The sequence below is a fragment of the Flavobacterium caeni genome, from assembly GCF_900101895.1.
Classification (GTDB): domain Bacteria; phylum Bacteroidota; class Bacteroidia; order Flavobacteriales; family Flavobacteriaceae; genus Flavobacterium; species Flavobacterium caeni.
In genome coordinates this window covers 302,235-327,429 of record NZ_FMVF01000004.1, presented here as the reverse complement: position 1 = coordinate 327,429, position 25,195 = coordinate 302,235, and the positions used below count along the sequence as shown (strand labels likewise).

The 25,195-nt window shown below is 49.6% G+C and carries 18 protein-coding genes; 16 read left to right on the top strand and 2 right to left on the bottom strand.

Translation table 11 applies throughout. The features are described from left to right. From BLP55_RS05420 to BLP55_RS05375, 10 genes are all read left to right on the top strand, one after another. Nucleotides 1-471, top strand: a 471-nt coding sequence (locus BLP55_RS05420) for a T9SS type A sorting domain-containing protein (RefSeq protein ID WP_211516809.1), incomplete at its 5' end; no start/stop codon positions are given. A gap of 66 nt (nucleotides 472-537) precedes the next feature. Next, nucleotides 538-2,769 (top strand): beta strand repeat-containing protein, encoded by a 2,232-nt coding sequence (locus BLP55_RS05415; protein ID WP_091141300.1) that lies wholly within the window; start codon nucleotides 538-540, stop codon nucleotides 2,767-2,769. A 37-nt stretch (nucleotides 2,770-2,806) separates the two neighbouring features. Further along, nucleotides 2,807-5,611, top strand: a complete 2,805-nt coding sequence (locus BLP55_RS05410; protein WP_091141299.1) for a helix-turn-helix and ligand-binding sensor domain-containing protein — start codon at nucleotides 2,807-2,809, stop codon at nucleotides 5,609-5,611. A gap of 320 nt (nucleotides 5,612-5,931) precedes the next feature. Then, on the top strand, nucleotides 5,932-9,057 hold the full coding sequence (locus BLP55_RS05405) for a glycoside hydrolase 5 family protein (RefSeq protein ID WP_091141298.1): 3,126 nt from the start codon (nucleotides 5,932-5,934) through the stop codon (nucleotides 9,055-9,057). Nucleotides 9,058-9,071: 14 nt separating this feature from the next. Further along, nucleotides 9,072-10,946, top strand: coding sequence for a glycosyl hydrolase family 16 (locus tag BLP55_RS05400; protein ID WP_211516808.1), 1,875 nt, complete (start codon nucleotides 9,072-9,074; stop codon nucleotides 10,944-10,946). Between the two features lie 56 nt (nucleotides 10,947-11,002). Next, nucleotides 11,003-11,818, top strand: coding sequence for a glycoside hydrolase family 16 protein (locus BLP55_RS05395; protein WP_091141350.1), 816 nt, complete (start codon nucleotides 11,003-11,005; stop codon nucleotides 11,816-11,818). A gap of 46 nt (nucleotides 11,819-11,864) precedes the next feature. After that, complete coding sequence (locus tag BLP55_RS05390) at nucleotides 11,865-14,117, top strand: glycoside hydrolase family 3 N-terminal domain-containing protein (protein ID WP_091141297.1); 2,253 nt, start codon at nucleotides 11,865-11,867, stop codon at nucleotides 14,115-14,117. A gap of 1 nt (nucleotide 14,118) precedes the next feature. Continuing rightward, complete coding sequence (locus BLP55_RS05385; protein ID WP_091141296.1) at nucleotides 14,119-15,801, top strand: family 16 glycosylhydrolase; 1,683 nt, start codon at nucleotides 14,119-14,121, stop codon at nucleotides 15,799-15,801. A gap of 251 nt (nucleotides 15,802-16,052) precedes the next feature. Further along, nucleotides 16,053-16,580, top strand: a complete 528-nt coding sequence (locus BLP55_RS05380) for an ankyrin repeat domain-containing protein (protein ID WP_170826794.1) — start codon at nucleotides 16,053-16,055, stop codon at nucleotides 16,578-16,580. A 6-nt stretch (nucleotides 16,581-16,586) separates the two neighbouring features. Beyond that, nucleotides 16,587-17,357, top strand: coding sequence for a T9SS type A sorting domain-containing protein (locus tag BLP55_RS05375; RefSeq protein WP_091141294.1), 771 nt, complete (start codon nucleotides 16,587-16,589; stop codon nucleotides 17,355-17,357). 98 nt (nucleotides 17,358-17,455) lie between these two features. On the opposite strand, the gene BLP55_RS05370 is transcribed toward BLP55_RS05375, so the two are convergent. Next, nucleotides 17,456-18,157, bottom strand: a complete 702-nt coding sequence (locus BLP55_RS05370; RefSeq protein ID WP_244503422.1) for a glycoside hydrolase family 5 protein — start codon at nucleotides 18,155-18,157, stop codon at nucleotides 17,456-17,458. Further along, nucleotides 18,082-19,266, bottom strand: coding sequence for a hypothetical protein (locus tag BLP55_RS05365; protein ID WP_091141292.1), 1,185 nt, complete (start codon nucleotides 19,264-19,266; stop codon nucleotides 18,082-18,084). The genes BLP55_RS05370 and BLP55_RS05365 overlap by 76 nt, the downstream gene beginning before the upstream one ends. A gap of 636 nt (nucleotides 19,267-19,902) precedes the next feature. Here BLP55_RS05365 and BLP55_RS05360 point away from each other — a divergent pair. The 6 genes from BLP55_RS05360 to BLP55_RS05340 all read left to right on the top strand — a co-directional run bounded on the left by BLP55_RS05360 (nucleotide 19,903) and on the right by BLP55_RS05340 (nucleotide 25,166). Continuing rightward, nucleotides 19,903-20,454, top strand: coding sequence for a DUF3347 domain-containing protein (locus BLP55_RS05360; RefSeq protein WP_091141291.1), 552 nt, complete (start codon nucleotides 19,903-19,905; stop codon nucleotides 20,452-20,454). A 46-nt stretch (nucleotides 20,455-20,500) separates the two neighbouring features. Further along, on the top strand, nucleotides 20,501-21,019 hold the full coding sequence (locus BLP55_RS05355; RefSeq protein ID WP_211516807.1) for a helix-turn-helix domain-containing protein: 519 nt from the start codon (nucleotides 20,501-20,503) through the stop codon (nucleotides 21,017-21,019). A gap of 87 nt (nucleotides 21,020-21,106) precedes the next feature. After that, complete coding sequence (locus BLP55_RS05350; protein ID WP_091141289.1) at nucleotides 21,107-21,829, top strand: heavy-metal-associated domain-containing protein; 723 nt, start codon at nucleotides 21,107-21,109, stop codon at nucleotides 21,827-21,829. A gap of 83 nt (nucleotides 21,830-21,912) precedes the next feature. Beyond that, complete coding sequence (locus BLP55_RS16790; RefSeq protein WP_139149609.1) at nucleotides 21,913-22,167, top strand: heavy metal-binding domain-containing protein; 255 nt, start codon at nucleotides 21,913-21,915, stop codon at nucleotides 22,165-22,167. Nucleotides 22,168-22,171: 4 nt separating this feature from the next. Continuing rightward, nucleotides 22,172-22,660 carry a DUF305 domain-containing protein gene (locus tag BLP55_RS05345; RefSeq protein ID WP_091141288.1) on the top strand — a complete coding sequence of 163 codons (489 nt, stop codon included), beginning with the start codon at nucleotides 22,172-22,174 and terminating at the stop codon, nucleotides 22,658-22,660. A gap of 10 nt (nucleotides 22,661-22,670) precedes the next feature. Then, nucleotides 22,671-25,166, top strand: a complete 2,496-nt coding sequence (locus BLP55_RS05340; protein WP_091141287.1) for a heavy metal translocating P-type ATPase — start codon at nucleotides 22,671-22,673, stop codon at nucleotides 25,164-25,166. Nucleotides 25,167-25,195: the final 29 nt, after the last annotated feature.

Here is a 25,195-nt window from a genome sequence, read left to right as displayed (position 1 = left end):
TTCCAGGTGGTACGCGCATCGGACCTGGCCAGCGCGACGCTCGACCGTTCTACGAACTTCTTTAACTTCAACATGATCCCTGTTTCGCTGTACACCGCGGGCGCGACCTACAACGTACGCGTGGCGGTGATGACGGCAGGCACGTGGTCTCCGTTCGGCGACGCCTGCGAGATTATGGCGCCTGGAGCTGCGGCCAAAGGCATCGATACCGACGAAGCAACATCGGCGTTCAAGGCCGCTACCTATCCGAACCCTTTCACGAGCGACTTCAGCATCGACATCGCGACCGAAAGCAACGAAATGGTACAGGTGAAGGTGTATGACATGTTGGGCAAGCTTGTCGAGTCTAAGGAAGTAAACGCCGCCGACTTGAACACCACAAAAGTGGGGGCACAATACCCATCGGGTGTTTACAATGTGATTGTCAACCAGAACGGCATCGTGAAAACGATCCGTGTGGTGAAAAGATAAAATTTGGGGGGTTAATAATAGAAAACACCTCTCTTTATGGGAGGTGTTTTTATAAAAATGAAGACTATGAAAAATGCCAAAAATGGAATAGCAACCTTGTTTTTTTTGTTTTCGGTAGCAGGTATGGCGCAGGTTGGCATCGGAACTCCGGCTCCGGCGGCCACGCTAGACATTACCGCGGCAAACTTGACCGCGGCCAGTGTAGATGGCTTGTTGGTGCCAAGGATATCCAGGGCGCGCGCGCAAACCATGGCCGGCACACCAACATCGACGTTGGTTTACATTGACAATGTGGCTACGGGGTCATTGCTCGGAACAACCGTCAATGTGACATCTGTGGGGTTCTATTTCTTTAACGGAACGGTTTGGGAAAGATTGGCCTCGGGCGCAAACAACGCGTGGAACATTACAGGCAACGCCGGTTTGTCGGGCACGACCAACTTTTTGGGCACAACAGATCCCGTCGACTTGGCTTTTAGAAGAAACAACAGCGCCGCGGGTAAAATCGGTGCAACCAGCACCGGATTTGGCGTCAACGCACTTACGGCAGGCGCAGCCACTACCAGTACCGCTTTCGGCACCGATGCGGCTCGTCTTACCACAGGCAACGCGAACACCTCGGTGGGTTACCAGGCCTTGTACGCGCAGGTGGGCGCGGCCAATGCCACCGCCATGGGCTATCAGACTTTGCTGGCCAATACGGCCGCAGAAAGTTCGGCCTTTGGTTCGCAAGCGATGATGGGCAATATTGGCGGCACGGGCAATACGGCCATGGGTTTCCAGGCTTTGCTGTCAAACGCCAACGGGTCGCAAAACACCGCCGTCGGAAATCAAGCGGCACGCGGGACCACAGGAAGCAGCAATACCGCCATCGGCTACCAAACCCTTTATTTCAACACCACAGGAATCAACAATACGGCCATCGGCAGACACGCCATGCACTTAAACACGGCCAGCAACAATACCGCCGTGGGGCAACAGGCTTTGTTGAACAATACAACCGCTACGGGAAACACCGCTGTGGGCTCGGATGCGTTGCGTATCAGTACCGGAGCGGGCAATACCGCGGTCGGATACGCAGCAGGTGAAGAGCATGGAACGGGCGCCAACAACACCTATTTAGGGTTGGAGGCGGGAAGGTATAACACCGGTGCGGCGGGCAACAACGTGTTCGCGGGTTACCAATCAGGACACCGTTCAACCGGATCGTTCAATACCATATTGGGCTCGGCCACGCTTAGAGGCACAGGCGCTTCGTCGAACAACGTCGCGGTAGGCTACAACATCATGACCGCGGCAACCACCGCCACGAACAATACCGCGCTGGGCTCGGGTGCCCTTAGCGGAAACGTCGTCGGTAACAGCAACGTTGCCATCGGATACCAAGCAGGGGCTACCGAAACCGGTGACCAAAAATTGTATATCGAAAACTCGAACGCAGGCCCGAACGCTGCTTTGATCTATGGTGAATTCAACACCAACATCGTACGCGTCAACGGACAAATCCAGGTGGGCAATCCAACCATTGCCGGTTACGCCTTTCCTACCGTTCGCGGCACCAACGGACAAATCTTGCAAACAGACGGTGCAGGCGCGACCAACTGGGTCAGCCCAAGTGCATTGTCGATCACAGAGACCGATCCGCAGGTGTCTTCTACAACCACGGGTTATGTCCCAAGATGGAACGGGACCACGTTGGTTGACGGCGTTGTTCGTGACGATGCTACGAATGTGGGTATCGGCGTAGCCCCATCGGCAGGCAACAGACTGGACGTGAACGGCAATACCCGAACCACGAACTTTCAGATGACCAGTGGCGCGGCCGACGGCTACCTTTTGCAAAGCGATGCTGCCGGAAACGGAACCTGGGTTCCCAATGCTGCGGCCAATCTGTCGATGGTAAATGCAAACCTTACAGCCAATCAAGTATTGACGGGTGCCGGTTGGGAAAAAATCAACTTCGACAACGAAACGTTCGACACCGCCAGCGAGTTCAACATCACCAATGGTCGATTCAGGGCGTCAAAGGCCGGTTTCTATCGGATCAATGCGGCCTACCATACCAACCCGCAATCGCATACGAACCTTTACTCGATTGGTGTTTACGTCAACGGGACCTTGCACAAAATGTCGGCCAGCGACCACCATGGTATTGGCCAGATTGAGCGTTCGGTCAGTTGTTTGGTGCCATTGGCGGTGAACGACTATGTCGAGATTTACATCGAGGACTATGTCGCTGGCGTTGAGATCGACGGTTACTCGGGCAAGACCTATTTCGAAGTACAGCAAGCACGATAAGTAACGTCAAAAATTGCAACGGTATAAGGTCCATAAAATGAAACGCCGATTCGCTTTGGCTTGGCTATTGTTTGCCCCTTTTTGGCTGTTGGCGCAGGAACTTTCGCCCATCGTCAAATACAACTCGGGCAATTACAATGCCGGCAACCAGAACTGGATGATTGCCCAGGACGCGGACAAATTCATGTTCTTTGCCAACAACGAAGGGCTGCTCGAATTCAATGGATCGGCCTGGACGCTGTACCCGTCGCCGAACGAAACCATCATCCGTTCGGTCAAAGTGGTGGGCGACCGGATTTACACCGGTTGCTACATGGAATTCGGCTACTGGACACGACAGCCCAACAAACAGCTCCAGTACCATTCGCTGAGCAGCGGCATCAAAAACCAAATCAAGGACGACGAGCAGTTCTGGAACATCTTGGGCTATGACCAGTGGGTGATTTTTCAATCGCTCGACCGCATCCACATCTACGATACGCAAACCAAGAAATTCTCGGTCATCGCACCCAAAAATGGCGTCTTGAAAGCCTTTCAGGCAGACACCGCCATTTACTACCAGGTGCCCAACGATGGCCTTTATGAAATAGAAAACGGCGCACCCAAACGCGTGTCGAACCATCCTGCGGCCAACCACAAAATCGTCAATATTTTTTCGAACGACGACGGGCTGTTGGTGCTTACGCAAAACCACGGCTTTTTCTCTTTGATCGACGGTGTTTTTGCGCCACAGCAGTCGGACGCGAACCGCGAACTGGCCAACAGCAGCGTGTACAGCGCCGAACAATTGTCCGACAATGGCTTCGCGATAGGAACCGTGTCGAACGGGGTGTTCGTGCTTTCGGCCGATGGACAACTCCGGTACCACATCACGCAAGACAAAGGGCTGAGCAACAATACGGTGCTTTCGGTTTTTGAAGATGCCGATCACAACGTATGGATGGGGCTCGACAACGGGATCAACTGTTTGAACCTGCGGTCGCCGATTCGAAGTTATACCGACAAGACCGGGTTTTTGGGCACTGTGTACGCTTCGTTGTTGCACGACGGCAAACTGTACATCGGCACCAACCAGGGATTGTTTTGCAAAACCTATCATTCGAACGAACCTTTCCAGTTCATCGCCCATACCAAGGGGCAGGTTTGGTCGTTGTTCGAACACCAGGGCACGGTGTTCTGCGGCCATGATTCGGGAACGTTTGTGGTGACGGGTGCCACGGCATCGCCTATTTTCTCTGCATCGGGCACTTGGGGATTTGTGACCGTCCCGGGCCGGAAAGATTTGCTCATGCAGGGCAATTACTACGGCCTATCGGTGTTGCAAAACGTGGGCGGACAATGGAAGTTCCGCAACAAGATCGACAAGTTCGACTACTCGGCCAAACATTTTGCGCTGACCGACGACCGCGAGGTGTACATCAGCCACGAATACAAAGGTGTTTTTAGGTTTAAGCTCGACGAGAACTTTGCCGTTTGTTCCGATTTGACGACGCTCAAAAATCCGCAAAAAGGGAAGAATGCGAGCCTGGTACAATTTGATGGACGTGTGTATTACGCCAGCAAGAACGGCATTTATGTACTCGACCAGGTGAGCAAAACCTTCCAAAAACACGCGGCGCTGAGCGCGGTATTCGAACAAGACGAGTACACCACGGGCAAGTTGATCGTAGACGGATCGAACAAACTTTGGACGTTTTCCAAAAATTACATCCACTATTTTACGCTGAGCAAGATCAGCAACGCGCTCAAGAAAAACACCATCCCGATCCCGATGTCGCTTACCGGATCGCTGTCGGGCTATGAAAACATCTCGCAACTTTCGAATTCGACCTATTTGATTGGCACGACCGATGGCTATTACACCATCAAGCTCAGCGATTTGCGGCCGGGCCACAACCGCGTCTCGATTACCGGGGTCACAACCAACAAAATAGAGGAAAAACCCGTCAATGCCACGATCCAAGCCGACGGCGATTTCGCCTACAACGACAACAACGTGACCATCGGATTCACCGTCCCCGAATACCACAAATACCTGTACACGGAATACCAATACCTGCTCGAAGGCCTGCAGGACCAGTGGAGCCATTGGTCGGCACGGGCCACGGCCAACTTCAAGAACCTGCCCGCGGGCGATTATGTTTTTAGGGTACGCGCACGTACCGCCGACGCCGATCCGAAAAATATGGCCACCTATCGGTTTACGATCCGAAAGCCTTGGTATGCGACCAATTTGGCGTGGTTGGTGTACGGTATCCTTGCGTTGGTTTTGGCGGGTTACATCCACCGGGCCTACAAAAAGTACTACCGCGAAAAGGAACAAAAACTGATCGACGAAAACAACCTGTTGCTCGAAATCAAAGAACTCGAAAGCGAACAACGGCTCATGAAATTGCAAAACGAACAGCTCTCGAGCGACGTAGACAGCAAAAACCGCGAACTGGCCGTATCGACCATGAGCCTCATGAAGAAAAACGAACTGCTTGCGCTGATCAAGGACGACTTGAAACGCGCGCCGGCCAACCACGACGACAAAAGCATCAAATCGGTGATCAAGAGCATCAACGAAAGCATTTCGGGCGACAATTCGTGGACCATTTTCAAGGACGCGTTCAACAGCGCCGACAACGACTTTTTGAAAATCGTCAAACAGTCGCATCCGTCGCTCACGCCAAACGATTTGAGACTTTGTGCCTACCTTCGACTCAATTTATCGTCCAAGGAAATTGCGCCGCTTTTGAACATTTCGGTACGCAGCGTAGAGGTCAAAAGATATCGTTTGCGTAAAAAAATGGATTTGCCGCACGAAACAAGCGTGGTGGACTATATTCTATCGATATAGTTGGCCAAAATAGTCGTATTTTTAACTATACATTAACTATACGAACGCCGTAAATGAAGGAAGATTTGCCGTAGTATTTTATCTTGGAAACACCAATAAACAAAGGCTTTTATGCGAATACCGACGAAATCTTTTTTTGTATAGTTTCTTTAGACGTTCAATTTATTTTTCGAAATAGAAAAAATGTAGTTTTAGCACATTGTAATTTTTGGGTCGCGCTTTTTGCCGATACTTAAAAAATAAACCCAAATCATTAACTATACGCCACTTTTTAAATCAGTTTGCAACCAATTCACTCTAAAACCAAATAACGTTAACAAATGAGAAAATTAATTTTACTAACCATTGCTCTTTTTTCGGGTGTTGCCCTTGCGCAAGACAAAGTGGTCGTTGCCAAAGGCGACCAAGGTTCGAAATTGATCGTCAATGGCCAAGAATTCATCGTCAACGGGATGAACTGGGACTACTTCCCAATCGGCACCAATTACACGTACAATTTTTGGAGCCAGCCCGACGCCTTTGTCAAACAGGCGCTCGACGAAGAAATGTCGTTGCTCAAGAACATGGGCGTCAATACGATTCGCGTGTATGCGGGCATGCCTAAAAAATGGATCGAATATGTCTATTTGACGCACGGCATTCACACCATGCTCAACCATTCGTTCGGGCGTTACGGGCTTGACCTCAACGGCGGCTACATCCCGAATACCGAATATTCAGAACCGGCCGTGCGCGAGCTGTTGCTCAAGCAAGTCACCGAACTGGCCACCGAATACAAGGACACCAAAGGACTTTTACTGTTCTTGTTGGGTAACGAAAACAACTACGGATTGTTCTGGGACGGTGCCGAAACCGAAAACATCCCGGTGCCCGAGCGCGTTTCTACCAAGCGCGCCGTGGCCATGTACAAATTGTTCAACGAAGCGGCAGTGGCGATGAAAAAAGCCGATGGGTCGCACCCGATTGCGTTTTGTAACGGCGATTTGATGTACCTGGACATCATCAACAAAGAATGTCAGGACTTTGATATTTTTGCGACCAACGTATACCGCGGACAATCGTTTGGCGATTTGTTCGAGCGTGTCAAGAACGAATACGGCAAGCCGGTGTTGTTCGCCGAATTTGGTGCCGATGCGTTCAACGCGACCACCAACCAGGAAGACCAAACTTCGCAAGCCTACTACGTGTTGAACCAGTGGAAAGAAATCTACCAGAATACCGCGGGATTGGGCAAGGCGCAAAACGCGATCGGTGGATTCACGTTCCAATTCAGCGACGGCTGGTGGAAATACGGACAAACCTCTGGTCTGGACGTACACGACAGCAATGCCTCTTGGTCTAACGGCGGCTACATGCGCGATTTTGAACAAGGCCAGAACAACATGAACGAAGAGTGGTTCGGGATTTGCGCAAAAGGACCGACCAATGAAAAAGGTTTTTACGAGCTCTATCCGCGTTCGGCCTACTATGTTTTGAAAGAAGCACACCAGCTTAATCCTTATACAGCAGGTACGCAAAGCGCCATCAATGCGCATTTCGACAAAATCCAGATCATGGATGCCACGCTGCGCGCCCGTGGCGACAAAGCGGCACTCGAGGCCCAACAAGGCGGTAAGATCCGTTTGAGCAAGCTGCGCGCCGAGTTCACGACGTTCAATACCGGCGGCTCGTTGATCGACACGCCAAAGGATCCCGATCCGAATGCCACCGAATATCCTAACCAACTCGGATTCGACCACATGCAATCGTTCTACGTAGGCGTAGAAGGCAACCCAACGGCCAACATGACGGCCAATGTAGATTTCAACATCTTGGGCAATGTCGCGTTGAACCCAATCGACCAGATTTTCTATGAAAACCGCGGCCGTCCTGTAACGCTCGAGCGCAACAACGAAGAGGTACGCATCGATTCGAACAACCGCGTTCAGGTGTACAGCGCCAGCTACAAATGGAACCACAATTACTTTAACCTCGACGGATTCTACCGTACCGGCCACTACCACTGGGGCTATGAAGGCGACTTCTTTGGATTGTATCCTGAAGCGAACTACGGACCGGCCATGGACCTTTACAACGGCGTCGCGCCATCGGGTTTTGAAATGGAAGGCAAAAAATATTTCAGCGGATTGAAACTCGCTTTCGGACCGCAACTTTGGTGGGGCGCCAACCCGGCCATTTTGCTCAAATACTCGAAGAGCATCGCCGGATTTGGCCTGACAGGGGTGTTCCACGAAGACCTCGCGCAACAAACCAGCACCGAGAGTTCCTTTGCAATTCCGCAACCTAAAACCAGGCGCCTCACGTTGCACGTCAACAAAAAAATCGGCAAGTTCGGTGTAGACCTGGGCGGTATCTGGGCAGGACAGCCACTTAACGGACGCGAATACCAGGTCGCACGCGGCCCCGAAGACAACCAGCAAATCTATCAACACGAGATCGAAGCCAAAGACAACTGGGGCGGTAAATTCAAGGTAACCTATACCGGCGGTCGTTTCAACTGGTACGGCCAGGCAGCGGCCATGGGGCTCGTGGCCAACGGTGGCGCCGACTATACGCAAACCTTTACCGGCTGGAGACTCAAGGACAGCGGTAGCGGCAACCAATACAACTTTTTGAGCGGACTCACCTATTCGGTGGGCAAACTCCAGATCGCGCCAAACTTCTTGTGGCAAAAACCACTCGAAGGACCAATCGACGCAAGCGCGATGGCACCGGGCAGACCTAGAAACATCCTCGACGATCCGTTTGTCGTACGTGCCAACCGCGAACAAGTGGCGGGCGAGATCTTGTTTACGTTCGACCCAACACCGGGCACCTGGATGTACCACTGGGACAGCGACCGAACAGAAGATTCAAAATTTGCGGTAAGCGCAGGAGCCGTGTTCCGTCACTTGCCGACTACACAGGACGCCGCCATCGGTATCTTGCCTGACGGGCGTACTACTTTTGCGTTCGACGGCGCGGCACCAGCCAAAGACCTGTATGAAGTCAACGCCAAAGTCGTGTCTAAACTGACACCTGATTTGGGTATCATCGCCAACCTGTATACGGGCGACGCCCAGGCCAACGGCTCGGATGCGAGAACCATCCACCGTTACGGCATGGATTTGCGCGTGATTTACAAGCAAATCAAATTGAATTCGTTCGTCAAAATCAACGATTGGGGACCTTACGATTACCACCGCGATTACAACCTGACGTTCCCGATCCAGCTCATGGCCGACCTGTCTACCGAAATCGGCAAACCAGATTGGTTCGTGCTTCCGGGCACACGCATCGGCATCCGCGGTACTTGGCGTTCGCTCGACCAATACTCGCCGCGTTACAGCCCTACACAAATCCAGGATGCTGCGGGCAACTGGGTACCAGATCCTACCGCAATTGGCTTCCCTGACGGCAACGAGTGGGAAATCAGGACGTACATCCACATCAACATCGGCAAATAAAAAAATTGAACACTATGAAAACAAATTATAAAAAACATTGGACCAAGTGCTTGCCGTTGGGCATACTTGCGCTGGCCGTTTTGGGTTGTGAGAACGACGAAAACGACTTTAAGGAAGCCACATTTTCCAAAAATCCCGAAGTATTCATCGACACCTTTACACCGGGGCTGATCTATTCGGCCTATGGCGGCGCCGTACCTGGTGCATTTCAGGTGGATACCGAAGAAACCTTTAACAACTCGGCGGCTTCGATGCGCTTTGATGTACCCAATGCGGGCGACGCGGCGGGTGCCTATGCGGGCGGATCGTTCTACACCAGCGTGGGACGTGACCTGACGGGTTACGATGCGCTCACGTTTTGGGCCAAAAGCGACGTGGCGGCCACCATCGATGTGGTAGGATTCGGCAACGACTTTGGCGAGAACAAATACCAGACGGCCATCAACGGGTTGCGCATCAGCACGGCATGGAAAAAATACATCATCCCAATCCCGGACCCCGCCAAACTTACCCAGGAAAAAGGTATGTTCTTTATTTCTGAGGGGCCAGAAGACGGCGATGGCTATACGTTTTGGATCGACGAGGTGCGTTTCGAGAAGCTGGGCACCATCACGCCGCAACAGCCCCAAATACTGAACGGACAAGATGTTACGCAAACCTCTTTTGTAGGAGTAACCACCCCGATTGACGGCTTGGTTTGCCAGTTCAACATGCCCAACGGCATCAATCAGGCCGTAAGCGTTACACCCGCTTTCTTTACGTTTTCCTCTTCCAATCCGTTGGCGGCTACGGTTAACGAGCAAGGTGTTGTGACAACGATTGGCTCGGGAAGTGCAGTGATTACAGCAACGTTAGGCAGTGAAGAAGTTTTGGGATCGCTGACCGTAAATTCACAGGGAGCATTTGAGCACGCGCCGGTGCCCGACGAAGATCCGGCAGATGTCATCTCGATATACACAGAAGCTTATCCCAACGTGCCCGTGAACTACTATAACGGCTATTGGCAGCCCTACCAAACTACACAATCGGCAGACTTTACCGTTGACGGAGACAACGTGCTAAACTACACCAACTTTAACTTTGTGGGTGTCGAATTCTCGGCCCCGACGGTAGACGCCTCGGGTATGTCGCATTTGCACCTTGATTTGTATTTCCCTAACGCATTGCCGGCGGGTTCTAACTTTAGGGTACGTTTGGTAGACTTTGGTCCCGATGGTGCTTTTGGCGGTGGCAACGATGTAGGATTTACACTAACATTTGCGGCACCGACGTTGGTTTCGCAAAACTGGGTCAGTCTAAACATCCCATTGTCCGACTTCGCAGGGTTGACCAGCCGTGCACATTTGGGCCAACTTATCTTTGAAGGCACCAACATTACAAATTTTTATGCCGACAACATCTACTTTTATAACGACGGGAGTGTGATTCCTACGGTACCGCCCGTCGCAGCGCCTAACCCAACCTATCCTGCCGCCAACGTGACTTCGGTATTCAGCGATGCCTACACCAACGTCGCGGCAGATTTAAACCCTAACTGGGGACAACTCACCCAGGTTACCCAAGTGCCTATCGCAGGCAACAACACCTTGGTTTACGCCGGATTGAACTACCAGGGCCTCCAGTTGGGGACACCGTTGGACGTCACCTCCATGACATTCTTGCATTTGGATTACTATTCGGCCACATCGAACGCGTTAAACGTTTATCTGATTAGCGGCGGCCCGACGACCGAGCAACTCGTCAACCTTACCGTCCCGACGACGGCCGGTTGGAACAGCGTCGATATTCCGCTTTCGCAGTTCGCTCCGGTGAATCTGGCCAACATCATCCAACTCAAGTTCGACGGTAACGGCGACATTTATTTAGACAATATTTTATTCAGGAACTGATGGCATGCCCCTACAAAGGGGCCGGCCATTGGCTAACGCTAAAACCAAAATATACCATGACTTATTTTTCAAAGAAATATTTGACCCTCACGGCATTGGCTTGTCTTTCGTTGTCCCTGACGGGCTGCGACGAAGAAGCAAAACAAAGCCTCCCTTCGCACAGCTGGCAGCTCGTTTGGCATGATGAATTCGACGGCACGGCGGGCTCGCTCCCCGATGACACCAAGTGGGGATTCGACCTTGGCAACAACAACGGATGGGGCAACCAAGAACTCGAGGTGTACACCAACAATCCTGAGAACGTTTCGCTAGACGGCAACGGCAACCTCGTGATTACTGCCATCAAAAACGGCAATTCGTTCACCTCGGCGCGCGTCAAGACACAAGAAAAATTCGCACAAGCCTACGGACGCTTCGAAGCGCGTCTAAAAACCCCTTATGGACCTGGTGTATGGCCTGCGTTCTGGATGTTGGGCGACAACGTGGGCGAAGTAGGCTGGCCAATGTGCGGCGAAATCGACATCATGGAAATGCGTGGACAGGCTCCAAGCACCGTATTGGGTACCGTACACGGCCCCGGCTATTCTGCGGGCAACGCGATCTCTGGTTCTTATACGCTCCAGGCCAATCGCTTTGACTTGGACTACCATGTATTTGCGGTCGAATGGACGCCCAACCAGCTCGACTTTTTTGTCGACGGGTATTTGTTCAAGCGCATCACGCCACAGGACACGCCCGGACAATGGGTCTATGACCACCCATTCTTTATGATCTTGAACGTGGCCGTGGGCGGAACCTTTGCAGGCTTCCCGACCGACCAGACGCCATTCCCGCAAAAAATGACGATCGATTACGTCAGGGTTTACCAATAACATTTAAAATCAGCGGCGTCAGCGTTAGTGCGGCGTCCCTTGTCTTATGAAAAATTACTTGTCGCTACTGTTGTTGCTTGTTTCCTTTTGGGGCATTGCACAACCCAAAAATACCGACCGGCGCATCGCCAAGCCCAGTATCGGCCAACGGGTCGATGAGCTGTTGGCCAAGATGACGCTTGAGGAAAAAGTCGGTCAGCTCAACCAATATTCGGGCGACAATACCGTGACCGGACCGCTTACGATCAATCCGAACAAAACCGAGGAGATCAAGCAGGGCAAAATCGGTTCGATGATTAACATCTTGGGCTCGGAATATACGCGACAATACCAAGACCTGGCCATGCAATCGCGTCTGAAGATTCCGTTGCTTTTTGGCCTCGACGTCGTGCACGGCTACAAAACCACCTTCCCGATCCCGCTGGCCGAAGCCGCGAGTTGGGATTTGCCTGCCATCGAATTGGCGGCGCGTGTGGCGGCCCGCGAATCGGCGGCGAGCGGTATCCATTGGACCTTTGCGCCCATGGTCGACATTTCGCGCGACCCGCGTTGGGGCCGTGTCATGGAAGGGGCAGGCGAAGACACCTATCTTGGTTCGAAAATCGCCTATGCCCGCGTCAAAGGTTTTCAGGGCGACAAACTCGGCGATTTGAATTCGGTCATGGCGTGCGCCAAACACTTCCTCGCCTATGGGGCGGCCATCGGCGGACGTGACTACAATTCGGTCGACATCAGCAAACGCGCGCTTTGGGAGACGTATCTTCCGCCGTTCAAGGCAGCACTCGATGCGGGCGCGGCCACGTTCATGAACTCGTTCAACGACATTAACGGGATTCCCGCTACCGCCAACAAACACATCCAACGCGACATTCTGAAAGGCCAATGGAATTTTACCGGGTTCATCGTATCGGACTGGGGTTCGATTGGCGAAATGGTTAACCACGGCTACAACGCCGACAAAAAAGAAGCCGCGCAGGCCGCCATCAACGCGGGCAGCGACATGGATATGGAAAGCAACTCGTACCGCGAGAACCTCGTCCAGCTCGTGCGCGAAGGCAAGGTCTCGGAATCGGTGGTAGACGATGCGGTGCGCCGCGTGTTGCACAAGAAATTCGAGTTGGGGCTGTTCGACGACCCGTACCGTTACAGCGATGCCAAACGTCAGCAAAAAGAACTCAACAATCCCGAAAATACCAAAGCCGCGCGTGACATGGCCGCCAAGAGCATCGTTTTGCTCAAGAACGAACAGCACATCCTGCCGCTTTCCAAAAACACCAAAACCATCGGCTTCATTGGCCCGATGGTCAAACTCAAACGCGCGAACCACGGCTTTTGGGCCGTTGATTTGAAAGACGTCGATTCGACCTACATCGTCTCGCAATGGGAAGGCCTACAACAAAAAGTAGGCAAGAACACCAAGCTGTTGTACGCCAAAGGATGTGGCATCAACGATACGAGCAAGGCCGGTTTCCAGGAAGCGATCGACGTGGCCAACCAATCGGATGTGATTGTTTTGAGCGTGGGCGAAAAACACGACATGAGCGGCGAAGCCAAGAGTCGCAGCAACATCCAGCTGCCTGGCGTACAGGAAGACCTGATCAAGGAACTGCAAAAAACAGGCAAGCCGATCGTGGTACTCATCAACGCAGGGCGTCCGCTGGTGTTCAATTGGACGGCCGACAACATGCCTGCCATTTTGTACACGTGGTGGCTCGGATCGGAAGCAGGAAATGCCATTGCCGATGTGCTTTTTGGCGACTACAACCCATCGGGCAAACTGCCGATGACGTTCCCGCGTACCGAAGGCCAAATCCCGATCTACTACAACTATCTGAGCACGGGCAGACCGGCCAAGAACGAAAACGATAAGATTTACGTATCGGCTTACATCGATTTGCAGAATTCGCCCAAGTTTCCGTTCGGCTATGGCTTGAGCTACACCACGTTCGGCTACTCGGCACTCAAATTGTCGAAGACTTCGATCGCGAAAAAAGAAAAACTCGAAGTATCGTTATCCGTAACCAATACCGGAAAGGTCGCGGGTGAAGAAGTCGTGCAGTTGTACCTCAAAGACCGCGTCGCGTCTATCGTACGACCTGTAAAAGAGCTCAAGGATTTCCAGAAAATCAAGCTCGAGCCGGGGCAAAGCAAGACGGTTGTTTTTACGATCGACAACGAAAAACTATCTTTTTACGACAACGACCTGGCATTCATTTCTGAACCGGGTACGTTTGATGTGATGGTCGGGTCGTCTTCGGAAGACATCCGCCTGCGCGGTCAATTTGAATTAAGCGAATAACATGAGACCAAAACTCTTTCAAATATTGGCTTTCCTGCTGCTTGCCCCCGTTTGCGTGGCGCAAGACGTGGTGTACAACGACTTGGTGTGGTCGGATGAATTCGATGCCGATGGGGCCGTCAACGGCAGCCGCTGGTTCCACCAAACCCAATTGCCCAACGGCAACAGCTGGTTCAACGGCGAAGTGCAGCATTACACCAATTCGACCGAAAACGCCTTTGTAGATGACGGTATTTTGAACATCGTGGCCAAAAAAGGAAATTATACCGATCAGGGCGTCACCAAGGAATACACCTCTGCCCGACTCAATGCCAAATTTGCATTCAAGTACGGCCGTATCGACGTGCGCGCCAAATTGCCCGTCACCTCGGGGACTTGGCCTGCGATTTGGATGCTTGGTAAAAACGTCAATGAAGACGGCGCCTATTTCGACGCCGAATACGGTACGACGGGCTGGCCTGCCTGTGGTGAGATCGACATCATGGAGCGCGGGATTTTTCCGTGGCAACCCGTAGACTATGTGCAAAGTACCATCCATACGCCTGCGGGTCATGGGGGTGCGGCGGTGCATGGCGGTACGATGGCCAACAACGTACAAAACGAGTTCCACGTGTATTCGATGAACTGGTCGCCCAACCAAATTACCTTTTTGCTGGACGGCGTTGCGTACTACACCTACAATCCGGCGGTCAAGACACCCAACAACTGGCCTTTTGACCTGGAACAATACCTGATCCTGAATGTGGCCATGGGCGGCATCTCGGGTGGCATCCCTGCCAATTTTGTCCAAGAATCGATGCAGGTCGATTACGTACGTATCTATCAAAATGTGGTAGCCGATACGCAAGTCCCGACCAATTTTACGGCATCGGTATCCACGGTAACAAGTTCTTCGGTGGCGCTGGCGCTTGATGCCGACGACAATTCGGGAACCGTTGTGTACAACGTGGCTTACGAAGGCAACAATATCGCTTTTACCCGACCAGCAGGCGCACCACAAACGGTGACCATCCCAAACCTGTCGCCCGATACGCATTATGTATTTACCGTGACGGCCATGGACTTGTCGGGGAACGAAGTAATGAACAACCCCATCGTGTTGGACGCCACGACACTCGAACAACTGGGCTGCGCGGGAACCGATACCCAAGCGCTACAGGGCACGTTTACGCTGGGGTACCACTATTTGTTCGAAACCTTTGGAACCGATATCAAAATCACCTGTGAACTGCTCGACGACCGCGCCGATGTTGCGGCCTATCTGTGGCGGCAAAATCCGTTCGCCGAAACGCAAATGAACCTGGTCGCGGGACAAACGTTCAGCCAAACGCTTACGGGACAAACGCCGGGTGCAACGATCAACTATGCGGTCAAATTTGCCTATGCGGGCGGCATGTCGGTAACCCAATACCTTTCGTATGTGGTGGGCGACGATTGTGCGTTGGCTACCGAAAACCAATCGCAGGAAGTACCTTTTTCGTTTGTCAATCCGGCATCGGGAATACTTCGCATCGAATCGGCGCAAACAATCGACCACGTCGCAATCTACGGCTTGGTGGGGCAACGGATCATGGATCGCGCCCATACCAACGAGCTCAACATAAGTAGCCTTTCGGCAGGGGTTTATTTGCTCGAGGTACGGTCTGGAAACCAAAGAAGTGTAAAAAAATTAATCGTCAAATAAAATAACGGCTTGAAACCAAACAACATTCGTTTTTGTTGAATCCTGCTCGGGACGCGGATGCGCCGCTGGTGTGGTCTTTGCATCCGTCCCGTGTTTGGATTGGTTGGCCTTGAAGGATAGGATTTAGTTGTAATTATTTAGAAATTAGGTTGCTTGGAATGCGTGGGTTTGGGCCTGCGCATTCTTTTTTCATGTGTTTTACGCAACCCTATTGCATTTTGCCCATCCAGCAATTAATTCTAACAAAACACATGATGCAACATTTTATTCTCTTTTTGTCGGTGGCCTGTTGCCAAGCGCTGGTCGCACAAAATACAGCCGATGTTTTCGACATCGCCCGAAAAGGAACCATCAACCAAGCCAAAGCGGTTTTGACCGAAAACCCCAATGCGTTCGACGCCATCAACGCCGATGGTTATTCGGCGCTCATCCTGGCCAGTTACCGCGGCAACAATCCAATGGCCAAATTCCTGGTCGACAACGGATGCGACATCAACTACATGAGCGGTATGGGAACAGCGCTTATGGCGGCCGTGGCCAAAAACAACCTCGAAGTCATCGAATACCTGCTCGACCACAAAGCCGATCCCAACCTGGCCGACGGAAACGGCACGACAGCATTGATTTATGCCGCCACGTTCAAGAACCACCAGGCCGCCACATTGCTGGTGAAGGCGGGTGCAAACGCCACGACAAAGGACAAACGAGGCAACTCTGCCACCGACTACGCCATTCTGGCCGACGACGACCAACTCATTCAAATTCTCAAAACAAAATAAAACACCATGAAAAAAACTACTTTTACTGCTACCGCTTTGCTGTTTGGAGCAACACTTGCCGCACAAAGCTACACCACAGGAACACTTGCGCTGGACGCCAACAACGGAACACCGCTGGACTATTCGGCAAAGATCGATGTCGATGCAAGCACCGTACAACTCACCTTGATAGGCCCATCAACTTCATGGCTCGGCATTGGCTTCGACAATACGTCGATGGCCGAATCGGGCGATGTACTGATCTTTAACGGGACGTCGATGACCGACCGCCATTTTGCGGGCTTTGGCACCACCCCCACCATGGACGCGCAACAAGACTGGACCGTGACGTCGAACACGCAAGCCGGCGGCGTACGTACGGTGGTGGCCACGCGCGCCAGGGACACGGGCGATGCAGACGACTATGTGTTTACCGCGTCGGCCCAATCGCTCAACATCGTGTATGCTAGGAGGCAAGGCAGCACGACCATCGGATACCATGGCGCCAACAGCTGTGGCCAAATGATGACCAATTTGACGTTGGGTGCTGAAAAGTTTGAAGTTGATTCGTTCAAGTTGTTCCCGAACCCGGCCAGCGGATCGGTTACTGTAGAATTACCGTCGGGCATTGCATCGGGTACCGTAAAAATATACGACAACCTCGGGCGCGTGGTCAAAAACCAAGCCGTCACGGCCACCGAAGGCACCATCCAAACCAATGGATTGCTCACGGGTTCTTACCTCGTGGTTTTGCGTACCGATTACGGGAATGCCACCAAGACTTTGCTCGTGGAATAAGCCCCCAAAAACATGAAACATTTTAGGAAACGTCGCCTTCGGGTGGCGTTTTTCTTTCGGGACACGTGCGGCCCATCGTTTTATTCGAAATAAAAGTGTTATTGGTTCAGTTGACGCAAATAACCGCGGATCAATTTCCCGCTTTCCTTTAAATCGTCGTCTTTCCAGTTGCCCGAAGACGCAGCCGATGGCTTGAGCATGGAACAGGTCTCATCCTTATCCGAAACAGACCAAGTGATCCAGCTTAGTCCTTTTTGCTGGATCCAATCGATGTAGTCCTGCCACGCCTTGGGATCGATCGGTCCGTCGCCCGTGGCTTCCATCCCAGCCGATTCCGAAATGAAAACGGGAAGACCTTTTGCGATGGCTTCGTCGGTACGGTCCCTGAGCCACTTGCCGTGCGTCGCGGCATAAAAATGCATGGTGTACATGAGGTTGATTTCCCCCGTGATCGGATCGGCGGCAGGCAAATGGATGTCCTGGTCCCAACGCGGGCATCCTACCAAGATGACATTTTTGGGATCGTGTCGGCGGATGGTTTTGATGATCTCCTGGGCATAGGCTTTCACTTCGGGCCAGGACTCGTCGTCGGGCTCATTGAAAACCTCGTAGATTATATTCGGCTTTCCGGCATAGGTTTTTGCGATGACGTCAAAAAAACGACGCGCGTTTTCGAGGTTGATGTTGTGGCTGTGCCAGTCGACCACCACATAGATATCGGCGGCTATGGCACCATCGATGACCGCCTTGGCCTTCTCGATCGCAAATTCGGGATTGTCTTGGTAGTTGTGTTGCCCCACTTCGGCGCTGATGGCGGCGCGAACAACCATAGCCCGAAGCGGGAACCGTCGTCGTTTACCAATTCATGAAAATCTTCCCCGGTTCTCAATACATCTAAAGCACTTTCGTAATGGCCTTCAAAGGTATGGATGTTTAAAAACCGTCGGTAATACTCGATAAACTCGTGCGGCTTGAAAACTTTCGTGAAAATCCCTAATTTTTCAAAAACTGCCCTTGTCTTTTGATAGTTTCGGTCATCACTCGTAATGTAAAATTCACACCGTGACGCGAAAGCAGAGTGAAAGGCATCTTCAGTCATATTCCGAAAGGTGTTCTTTTCTTTTTGGGTGACTTTTATTTTATCCGCCTTGAAACCGTGTAAGTCCAGTTTCAAATATTCATTCGTAATCTCATCAAACCATACGGGCGCATTTTTTCCATTTTGAAGATATTTCTCCGCATCGATGCCTGTTTTACTGTACGCGCTTTCAATAAGTTCGAACGGATTCTTTCCGGGACTGAAATGACTACTATTTACACCGATCTTCTGAACCATTTCACGAAGATGTTTGTAGTCTTCCGTGTCATTCATATTGTTGTACATCTTTCCAAAACTTTTGATAAGCCCTTCGAACGTTTGGTCTTCGCGAAACCCCGGAAACAGTTTGTCCATAACTTCGGCAGATTCAGGTTGTTCAAACGCTTGTTTCAGGACAACATCCAAGTTCAAACTCTTCAAAATTGCTTTGTAGGATTCAATAATTGAATTAAATTGATCGTCGCCCGCAACTGGTTTGAATAAGTTGTCAAGACTGAAATCAGTGAAAATATGAGCCTCGTCAAGACGATCTTGTAGTAACTCATGCGGATCGAAGTAATCGAGGTTAACTTGTTTAGAATCATTAGCCAAACAAAGATTATTTGTCAAGTGTGTAATGTAATCCAAATCCTCGCGGATTCTTGCTTTTTGCTCTTCGTCCTCGGAATAATTTGCAAGGATATCGCCAATGTGGGAAGTAGAATAGACCAGGAGAAATTTTTCCCGGTTTTCAAAGATTTCTGTTAGTTCAGGGAAATGACCATTTTTCATCCCCGTCATAACATTCCAGTCGATATAAGTCTTAATCATGGCGCACCAAATTTTATCCGCAATTTAATTTTAATTCGTCTAAGGCGCTGATATTCTGGTCAAAGTTATGAACCAAATTAGGTCGCAAAACGATAAAGGTTTAAGAAGCGGGAAAACACTTTTAACATCTCATTGATTTTAAACTTTCTTTTTTTAACTACTTTTGAAGTAAAGAAATCTCTTTGAAGAAACATGCTTCCATATTGCTCCTGTTCCTTTACTTGATGCCCACGTTGGGCATTACGGTATCATGGAGCAAATGCAATGAGCGCAACATGAAGGCCAACAACATAGTAAAATGTGTTTGTAAGCCCGGGAATCCCAATAAAAAATGCTGCGACAATAAAAAATATACGTTCAAATTCAAGGACAGTCAGCAAAAAGCCGAAATCGCTACGTCAAAATTGGCTCATGATTTTAGTGTACTGCCTGTTTCAATATTTGAGCACTCTCCCCGATATGTTTTTTCTGAGGTAACTTTTACTGCAAGCAATCTCCCGCGCCCGCCAAATATCCATAAAGCGCCCATATACCTTATGAATCAGGTTTTTCGTATTTGATTTAGACTAAACATTTCCTCGGGCGCTTAGCCGTAACCGGGCGATATCTTATTGTTTATTCTAAAAAAAGTAAAAAATGAAAAATCTAAAAAAAATAATACTGACAGCGTTTCTGTCAATTGCGTTTGTGACTACCTACGCGGTAAATTCTAAAAATCCTTTCAATTCCGATTTACTGATAGCCCAGCCGGTACAGGAGAATACAATGAAAGAAATCTATAACGCCTATTTTAGCATTAAAGATGCACTCGTCAAATCTGATGGAAAAACCGCTGCGGCCAAAGCTTCTGAGCTTTTGAGATCTATTAGCGCCGTTCCGATGGACAAAATGAAATCCGAACAACATTCGGTATGGATGAAAGTTCTGCCCGAACTGAAAGAGGACGCGGCGCATATTTCCGACACGCAAGATGCAAAGCACCAACGCGATCATTTCGTGACATTATCCAAAAATATGCACGAGGTCATGAAAACCTTCGGTACCACCGATGCGGTCTACTACCAAAAATGCCCGATGGCAAATGGTGGAAAGGGCGCAAACTGGCTCAGCAAAGAAAAGGCGATCAAAAACCCGTACTACGGGAATGCAATGCTCACCTGTGGAAGCACAGTCGAAACTTTAAAGTAAGATTGTGAGGCTGTACATCAAAAATATGGTCTGCAACCGTTGTAAAATGGTCGTGAAGTCCGAACTGGAAAAATTCGGGCTTCACCCCGTTTTGGTAGACTTGGGCGAAGTAGACGTATCTGAAGCGCTTGACAAAGGACAACAAGAACAACTCAATGACCGGTTGTCGGTGTTCGGGTTTGAATTGTTGGATGACAAAAAGAGCCGCCTTATAGAAAAGGTAAAAAACCTTATCATAGAGATGGTGCATAACAATGACAATCAGTTGAAGACGAACCTTTCGGGCTATATCGCCAGTAATATAGGGCAAGATTACAACTACATCAGCAATGTCTTTTCTCAGCATGAAAGCACAACGATAGAACAGTATTACACTTTGCAACGCATCGAACGCGTCAAGGAACTAATTGTCTACGATGAACTAAACCTAAACGAAATAGCCGACCGATTGAATTACAGCAGCGCTTCGCATCTGACCAAACAATTCAAGAAAGTTACCGGACTGACACCTTCTCACTTTAAATCTCTAAAGCACAACAAGCGGCAACCGCTCGAAAATCTGTAAAAATTGCAGATAAGTTTGAAAATTGTACAAGCGCTTCCGAAATGAAGCCCTGAACTTTGCATATACAAATTCAATTATGCAAAATTTATGACACACACTTATCAAATCACGGGAATGACCTGCTCGGGTTGCGAGAAAAACGTAAGAAGGAAATTAGCCGCAGTGCCCGGTGTAACCGAGGTAGAAGTTTCGAGAGAAACAAATAGCGGTAAAATTACGATGGACAAACACATTGGCCTTGCAGAGTTTCAAGAGGCCATTGGTGGGAAAGAAAGTAAGTATCAGATTTCAACAGTTGAGTATCACGAACCGGCAACAGAGGCAAAAGGTTGGACGGCAACATACCGACCAATTCTTTTAATATTCGGATACATTGGCGCGATAACGTTGTTGATACAGTCAATGAATGAGAGTTTCAATTACATGGAAGCCATGAGGCATTTTATGGCCGGGTTCTTTCTTGTTTTCTCATTCTTTAAGCTCTTAAATCTAAAAGGTTTCGCGGAAAGCTATGTAATGTATGATGTTCTCGCCCGCAAAGTTCCGGCTTGGGCTTATCTGTATGCTTTTGTTGAACTTGGATTGGGAGTTGCCAACCTCATCAATTTTAATCCGCTTGTAACCAACGCCGTGACATTTGTCGTAATGTCGGTGAGCATCGTCGGCGTATTGCAATCGGTCATGAACAAAAAGAAAATACAATGTGCCTGCCTCGGTGCCGTGTTTAACCTTCCGATGAGTACCGTGACAATAATCGAGGACGCGCTGATGATAGCCATGAGCGGCGTGATGCTAATCCAAATGTTCTAATACAACGACACGCAGTCGAACATTTTTAACGAAAACAAAAAAATATTGCCCAATGATCGGGCTTCACATTAAAACGACTTATTATGAAAACAATCATCTTTTTATCAATCGCAATTTCTTCAGTGGTTGCTTGCAATTCAAAAAGCACTACAGGAAACAACAACCAAATTGATTCTACGACAACCGAAAGCGCTGCGCCTGTTACAATCGATACTACTAAATCAGAAGCACCGGTAGCCGAACTTTATGCTTGTCCGATGCATCCCGAAGTTCAAGGAAAAAAAGGCGAGGAATGTTCCAAATGTGGAATGGCGTTAACCGAACCCGTTAAAAAATAAGATTATGGAAAATCATAGCAAGCACGGACAGGAGGGAATGCACCATTACAGAAAATTACTGATAATGACCATCCTTTCTTTCATTGCCATGTACATTCTGATGTATGCGATGGTTGACCGACTGGATAACGTAATCCCAAACGTCAATCAATTTTACATGGCAGGTTTAATGACGATGCCTATGGTGATAATCGAACTCTTGGTGATGGGCGCAATGTATAAAAACAGGAAAGCCAATGTTACCATAATAGCAGCCAGCGCGATTGCGTTGGTTGCTTTCTTTTTTGCCATAAGGACGCAAGCTTTGGTTGGCGATAAGGAATTTCTGAAGTCGATGATTCCACACCATGCGGCCGCCATTCTGATGGTCAAAGAAGCCGAACTCTCTGATCCCGAAATCCAAGAACTGGCTAAAAATATTATTTCAAGCCAACAAGCCGAAATAGAACAGATGAAAGCGAAGATTCAAGAACTGGAAAACAGCAAACCTTAAATTTTTATCCATGACGCATAAATATGACATTGCCGGAATGCATTGTGACGGGTGCCGTACAAAAGTGGAGAACACGTTAAACAGCATCGAAGGCGTTAAAGCAGAGGTTACGTTACAACCACCAGTCGCAACGATTACCATGAAAGACCATGTCGCAACGGAAAAACTTCAAAAAGCGTTGGACGGAGCAGGGAAATACACAATCACAATGGCGAATGCGGGCGGCAACGAGCATCACTCACACGCCACGCCACATACGCCTAATATACACCGAAACAGTTCTGAAGGGAAATACTATTGCCCGATGCATTGCGAAGGAGATAAACACTATGACAAGCCGGGGCAGTGTCCGGTGTGCGGAATGGATTTGGTGAAAGAGGCAACGATTCAAGCAAGTTCACAATCTTTTACCTGTCCGATGCATCCAGAAATTGTTCAAGACGCTCCCGGTTCGTGTCCTATTTGTGGCATGGACTTGGTTCCGACGCAGCCCGGCGACGAAGAACAAAAAACTTACAACGATTTGCTCAGTAAGATGAAGGTTGCGGTGTTGTTCACTGCGCCGATCTTTGCGATTGCGATGATCGAAATGATGCATAATAATCCGCTACTGGCCATCATGGATGCTTCAAAATGGAATTGGGTACAATTGCTTCTTTCGCTCCCGGTCGTTTTTTATGCTTGCTGGACATTTTTTGTCCGCGCGTGGAAGTCGATCGTTACCATGAACTTGAACATGTTTACGCTTATCGGTATCGGTACAGGTGTCGCTTTTTTATTCAGCTTGGTCGGCTTATTCTTGCCCTCACTGTTTCCAAGCGAGTTTAAAACTGAGCACGGAACGGTAATGCTGTACTTTGAAGCAACAACGGTCATTCTTACGTTGGTGTTGCTTGGACAATTACTCGAAGCCAGGGCACACACGCAAACCAGTGGAGCAATCAAGGAACTGCTCAAACTGGCACCAACACAGGCCACTATAATTGAAGATGGAGAAGAGAAAGTAATATCTATCCACGACATCCAAACGGGAAATATGTTGCGTGTTAAACCCGGCGAAAAAATTCCGGTTGACGGGAAAATCACTGAAGGAGAAACCCACATCGATGAAGCCATGATTACCGGCGAACCGATCCCAATTGACAAAAAGGCGGGTGATGCTGTCATAGCCGGAACCATAAACGGGAACAAAACGTTTGTCATGGTAGCTGAAAAAGTGGGTGCAGACACTTTGTTGTCGCAAATCGTTCAAATGGTAAATAATGCTTCACGCTCCAAAGCGCCCATTCAAAAATTAGCCGACGGCATTGCAAAATATTTTGTACCGACCGTGATTGCCATTTCGGTGATAACGTTTATTATTTGGGCTAAATTCGGCCCACAACCCGCTTTGGTCTATGGGTTCATCAATGCCATAGCAGTCCTGATTATTGCGTGTCCGTGTGCGCTCGGATTGGCCACACCTATGTCTGTCATGGTTGGCGTCGGTAAAGGGGCACAAGAAGGAATTTTGATAAAGAATGCCGAAGCGTTGGAGAAAATGGATAAGGTGGACGTTTTGATTGTCGATAAGACAGGAACACTAACAGAAGGCAAACCATCGGTGGAACAGGTTTATTCATCGCACAATAACGAGAATGGTCTTTTACAGGCCATAGCGTCGTTGAATAGGTACAGCACCCATCCATTGGCATCGGCAGTGGTAAACTATGCCAAGTCGAAAAATGTCTCACTTTTGGAAGCCACGGACTTTGAATCCGTTACCGGAATGGGCGTGACAGGTACCCTCGACGGTAAAAAAGTTGCATTGGGCAACATTAAACTGATGCGACAGTTGGACGTGAGAATAGAAGATGAATTGGAAAGCAAAATCATTGCCGAGCAAAAGTTAGGAAAAACTGTTTCCTACATAGCGGTTGATACAGTTGCCGTAGGTTTCGTGTCAATCACTGACGCCATAAAGCAAACCAGTGCCGATGCCATTAGGGAGTTACAGCAATTGAAAGTCGAAGTGATTATGCTTACCGGCGATAATGACAATACAGCCCGCGCGGTCGCACAAAAACTCAATCTTTCATCCTACAAGGCAAATTGTTTGCCCGAAGATAAAATGCTCGAAATAAAGAACCTGCAATCTCAGGGTAAAATGGTTGCGATGGCAGGCGATGGCATCAATGATGCTCCCGCATTAGCCCAAGCCGATGTAGGCATAGCGATGGGAACCGGAACTGATGTTGCCATAGAAAGTGCCAAGATCACTTTAGTCAAAGGCGACCTGAAAGGCATTGCAAAAGCCAAGGAACTCAGCCACGGTACCATGAAAAATATTAAGCAGAATCTTTTCTTCGCCTTTTTTTACAATGTATTGGGCGTACCCGTCGCGGCAGGTGTACTATATCCGTTTTTCGGAATACTGTTGTCTCCTATGATTGCCGCATTGGCGATGTCTTTCAGCTCCGTATCCGTTATTGTAAACTCATTGCGGTTAAGGACGTTAAAATTATAAATCTTTAGTCATTCAAAACGGCCATTGGC

Bases quoted from the DNA above. Each gene is read 5' to 3' on its own strand.
- BLP55_RS05390 (WP_091141297.1), top strand. From the start codon at position 11,865: ATGAAAAATTACTTGTCGCTACTGTTGTTGCTTGTTTCCTTTTGGGGC.
- BLP55_RS05340 (WP_091141287.1), top strand. From the start codon at position 22,671: ATGACGCATAAATATGACATTGCCGGAATGCATTGTGACGGGTGCCGT.
- BLP55_RS05350 (WP_091141289.1), top strand. From the start codon at position 21,107: ATGACACACACTTATCAAATCACGGGAATGACCTGCTCGGGTTGCGAG.
- BLP55_RS05355 (WP_211516807.1), top strand. From the start codon at position 20,501: ATGGTCGTGAAGTCCGAACTGGAAAAATTCGGGCTTCACCCCGTTTTG.
- BLP55_RS05405 (WP_091141298.1), top strand. From the start codon at position 5,932: ATGAGAAAATTAATTTTACTAACCATTGCTCTTTTTTCGGGTGTTGCC.
- BLP55_RS05410 (WP_091141299.1), top strand. From the start codon at position 2,807: ATGAAACGCCGATTCGCTTTGGCTTGGCTATTGTTTGCCCCTTTTTGG.
- BLP55_RS05385 (WP_091141296.1), top strand. From the start codon at position 14,119: ATGAGACCAAAACTCTTTCAAATATTGGCTTTCCTGCTGCTTGCCCCC.
- BLP55_RS05380 (WP_170826794.1), top strand. From the start codon at position 16,053: ATGATGCAACATTTTATTCTCTTTTTGTCGGTGGCCTGTTGCCAAGCG.
- BLP55_RS05365 (WP_091141292.1), bottom strand. From the start codon at position 19,266: ATGATTAAGACTTATATCGACTGGAATGTTATGACGGGGATGAAAAAT.
- BLP55_RS05375 (WP_091141294.1), top strand. From the start codon at position 16,587: ATGAAAAAAACTACTTTTACTGCTACCGCTTTGCTGTTTGGAGCAACA.
- BLP55_RS05400 (WP_211516808.1), top strand. From the start codon at position 9,072: ATGAAAACAAATTATAAAAAACATTGGACCAAGTGCTTGCCGTTGGGC.
- BLP55_RS05345 (WP_091141288.1), top strand. From the start codon at position 22,172: ATGGAAAATCATAGCAAGCACGGACAGGAGGGAATGCACCATTACAGA.
- BLP55_RS16790 (WP_139149609.1), top strand. From the start codon at position 21,913: ATGAAAACAATCATCTTTTTATCAATCGCAATTTCTTCAGTGGTTGCT.
- BLP55_RS05360 (WP_091141291.1), top strand. From the start codon at position 19,903: ATGAAAAATCTAAAAAAAATAATACTGACAGCGTTTCTGTCAATTGCG.
- BLP55_RS05395 (WP_091141350.1), top strand. From the start codon at position 11,003: ATGACTTATTTTTCAAAGAAATATTTGACCCTCACGGCATTGGCTTGT.
- BLP55_RS05415 (WP_091141300.1), top strand. From the start codon at position 538: ATGAAAAATGCCAAAAATGGAATAGCAACCTTGTTTTTTTTGTTTTCG.